The following is a 3823-nucleotide window of genomic DNA, read 5'->3' as shown; positions in this document are numbered from 1 at the left end:
AATGCCGAACCGCGTCAGAGGCTTTCGCTGCCGAGACATGAACAAGGGGACGGCCTGATTTCCACGCATATCGGCAGCGAGCTTCTTCAACAGATCAGCAGTTTCAGGCCAGAGCGGACAACTTCGCCACTTATCGCCCTTACCGTGAAGGCGTACGCGCAGTGGCCCATCGAGATCAACATCTTCGACTCTCAAGTCGGCCACTTCCTGCGCTCGCGCGCCGGTGTTGTAAAGCACCATGAAGAGAGCCCGATCGCGCAGCGCAAGGATGCCGTTGCGTGGCAAGCTCCGGAAAAGGGCTTCGATTTCGTCGTGTTCCAGGAACAGGGTGTGGGGAGGCGCGGTGCGTTTGACAGGAATCGCCTCCACTTGCTGGGCTTCAGCCAGCATCTCAGGATGCCGGAGAGCGAGGAAGCGGTAGAAGGTATGCAAGGCGGCTAGCCGCTGATTGCGTGTGCTTACACGATTGCCGCGCGTGGATTCCATGGTGCTGAGGAAGTCACGCACGCGCTGTGCTGACAGGTCAGCAAGCAATAATCGGGTGATCGGCCGCCGGCAACTGGCGGCGACATAGGCAAGGAAGAGTTTCATTGTGTCCCGATAACTTCGCACCGAACCGGGCCGAAGCCCCTTCTGCGTCTTGAGGTGATCTTCAAAAAAAGCGAACAGCACTTGCCCCACTCCGATCATTGCGCACTTCCTTTCGGGGCTAGCCCCTGGAAGCGTTGGGCGGCTAAGTTGAGAAGCTCTTCGGTGATCGTCAGATACACAGAGGTAGAAGTGGGATCGACGTGGCCGAGGAAAGTGGAGAGGTGCATCAACCGGCAGTTGGGGTCGATGCCTTCCCGGTACCATCGAAGCAGCGTGGCAACAGCAAACGAGTGGCGCAGGTCATGGAGACGCGGTGGCGATACGCCCGGCGGGATATGCAGTTCCAGCTTGGGCAAGAGGGCATGAAAAGTCATGCTGATTGTCCCTTCATCGACGCTGCCACGCTTGGAGTTGAAGGTGAACATTGGCAGTTCGGAAGCTGGCGTGCTTCCATACCGTTCTGCCACGTAATCTTTCAGGCGCTGTGCCAGACGAGGTCCCATCGGCACATATCGGCTTTTGGCGAATTTCGTCTCCCGGATGAACAACAGATTGCGTGTGAAATCGGCATCGCCCATCTTCAGTCGTGACACTTCGCCTACCCGTAATCCCAGGCCATAAAGCAGAGCGAAAATCGTCTCGTACACAAGGCCTCGATAGGGCGCACGGGATCTCTCCGGCAGTTTTCGTGCTTCTGCCATGAGACGTCTCGCGGTATCGAGATCGAATAAGTATGGAATCCGGCTGCCGGTAATGCGGCGCGGACTAGCGGTCACAGGATTCCGCTGCGTCCACTGCTGCATAATTGCAAAAGCGAAGAACCGGCGCAGTGCATACAGAATGAGGTTGTATCTCTTTGGCCCGACTTGAGGGCGGGACGCGAGGAAATCATCGACCGCCGCGCTATCGACTGCTTGCCAGTCGGTGATATTCCTGTTGCAGAGGTACCGGTCGAACAGGCGCAACGTCTCCGCATCGTTAAAATACTTGCGGTTCAGCGCGCGCTTGTATTGCACGAACTGGTGGAGGAACGGTGCCAGGAAGCTCTGGAAATAGGGAGTGTTCATAGAGCCTCCCCATCGCCCATGGCCACTTCGCGCAGGGCTTCGATAGCGACTTTCGTATAGATACGGGTGGACTCCGGCGAGCGATGTCCCACATAATCGCCGATGGTCTTCAGCGGAAATTCAGCATCGATCAGACGTTGTACGCAGGTGTGCCGGAGCGTGTGCGATCCACCTTTGCGCACCTTGATTTCCGCCTTCTGCAGATAAAACGCAACACTTGATGATACTGTGGCGGGAGTCACGGGTGAACGCGGAGCAACGACACGGAAGAAGAGATGGCGATCCTCCGTTTCGGGTCTACCTCGTTTGAGATAGTCGATCAGGGCCTCTGCCACTATTGCGGCGAGCGGATACGCGGTCGCATGACCAGCCTTGCGGTCCGGCACCTGGAATCGTTCGCGCTTCCAGTCGATATCCTCTAGGGTCAGTTTGGCAACCTCGTGGGCTCGCAGCCCATAGGTCACAAGAAAAAGCAAGATGGCATAGTCTCGCCGACCTCGGATTGTCCTTCGGTCCACCGCCTCCAACGTGCGACGGACCTCGTCCCAAGTGATCGACCGGGGAACATCGGCCAGACGGTATACCTGGGGCATACCGACCGCACCTCTGAGGTCCCGGTCGGTAATTCCTTCGCGATGGCAGAACCGCAGCAGCACTTTCAGATGACAACAGAGATCGCGGCGCGTGCAGGGAGCCATTCCCGGCGCACATTCGACGATGAAAGATGCCAGAAGCGCGGGCGACAGGTCGCCGAGTGAAGTGATCCCGGCTCTCCGCAGGTATTGCGCAAACTCGTGCAGATGATGCCGGTACCCATGAATCGTGCTCTCCATCAGTCCGCATTCACTGCGCAAATACTCCTCGAATCCAGGAACCTCTGATTCAAGTGGAAATGGGCGGCGGTGACGATTATGCCTTACTTGGCTACCACTGGCCAGCCGCAGCATCTGACGTGTCGCATTCCCAACATCGATTGCATGTTTTCGCAGCGAGGCCGATGTCTTTGCCTCCGCTCCGTGCTGAACCAACCATTCGGATGCAAATTCATCAACCAGAGAAAGGGCAGAAACAACATCTGTGCAGCCCCTCTTCTGCGCGAACTCAGCAAAGCAGAATAGCCGGGGCAATCGGCGAAAGACGGTGCGGGAAGAATAGCCGTTCGCTTCCATCCATCCCACGTAGTTATCAATTTGAGAGCCAAGCCAACTGTTACGAATTCGGTCGATGGTTGAAGGCTTGACATAATAGTGCTCCAACATGAAAACCTCCGGTCGGAAATTTCCGATGGAGGCAATCATCCCACCTAGCCCTGCCCGTTATGTGCCCTAGAAATCACAGATCGCCTGTTGTCATGCGGGTCATCACCGCATCGGCAACAAAACGATCAGCGCCACAAAAGGCCGACAGCATCCGCAATCAGGGCGTCCTTTCTCCCTTGCTTGTGCGGCCTTTGAATGAGCGCAGCTTTGAGATCGTGGCCGGAGCACGGCGTTACCGCGCCGCGCAAATGGCCGAGTCTGAAACCATTCCCGTTCGCATCGTCAACCTTACCGACGCGGAAGCGCTGGAGGCGCAGTTGATTGAAAATCTCCAGCGGCGGGACGTTCATCCACTGGAAGAGGCACAAGGCTTCCGCGCATTGCTGAATCTGGAGGAGCCAAAATACAGCATCGAACAAATAGCGGCAAAAACAGGCAAATCGCCCACTTACGTTGCCCAACGCGTCAAGCTGACGGAACTTGCCCCGGCAGTCGTCGAGGCTTTCTATAAAGACGAAATCGGCGTCGGACACGCCCTGCTACTGGCAAAACTCCAGCCAGCCGAGCAGGAGCAGGCACTCGCCGCTTGCTTCCGCGAGGATTGGGGAGGCGGCAGCAAAAACAAACGCATTTTGCTGCCTGTCCGCAATCTCCAGCAATGGATCGAGCACAACATATTGCTCATCCTGAAAGACGCACCATTCTCTAAGAATGACGCGACCCTCAACCCGCAAGCTGGCGCTTGTCTGGATTGCCCCAAGCGGACAGGACGCAACAAGCTGCTATTCGCGGACGTGCGGCAGGATGCTTGCACCGACCCTGCCTGCTACCAGACCAAGGTAGATGCGCACGTCGCGAAGACCCTCGCAGCCAAGCCGAAGCTGGTACAAATCTCCGCTGCCTACG

Annotated in this window: 4 protein-coding genes; 1 reads left to right on the top strand and 3 read right to left on the bottom strand. The window is 57.0% G+C overall.

Annotated features, from left to right (window positions below):
• The 3 genes from VMU57_RS03305 to VMU57_RS03295 all read right to left on the bottom strand — a co-directional run.
• The coding region (locus VMU57_RS03305; protein WP_325380757.1) for a tyrosine-type recombinase/integrase at window positions 1–690 on the bottom strand (690 nt) is incomplete at its 3' end.
• A complete protein-coding gene (locus VMU57_RS03300; RefSeq protein ID WP_325380755.1) occupies window positions 687–1658 on the bottom strand; it encodes a tyrosine-type recombinase/integrase in 972 nt (323 codons plus the stop codon). The genes VMU57_RS03305 and VMU57_RS03300, both read right to left, overlap by 4 nt.
• On the bottom strand, window positions 1655–2956 hold the full coding sequence (locus VMU57_RS03295) for a site-specific integrase (protein ID WP_325380753.1): 1302 nt from the start codon (window positions 2954–2956) through the stop codon (window positions 1655–1657). Before VMU57_RS03295 ends, VMU57_RS03300 begins: the two co-directional genes overlap by 4 nt.
• 53 nt (window positions 2957–3009) lie before the next feature.
• On the opposite strand from VMU57_RS03295, the gene VMU57_RS03290 reads away from it, so the two are divergent.
• Window positions 3010–3823 (top strand): ParB/RepB/Spo0J family partition protein (locus tag VMU57_RS03290; RefSeq protein ID WP_325380751.1); only part of this gene is annotated, 814 nt, incomplete at its 3' end.

The sequence above is a fragment of the Edaphobacter sp. genome, from assembly GCF_035532915.1.
Classification (GTDB): domain Bacteria; phylum Acidobacteriota; class Terriglobia; order Terriglobales; family Acidobacteriaceae; genus Edaphobacter.
Note: the sequence above shows the minus strand (reverse complement) of the source record. Positions and strands in the feature narration are given on the sequence as shown.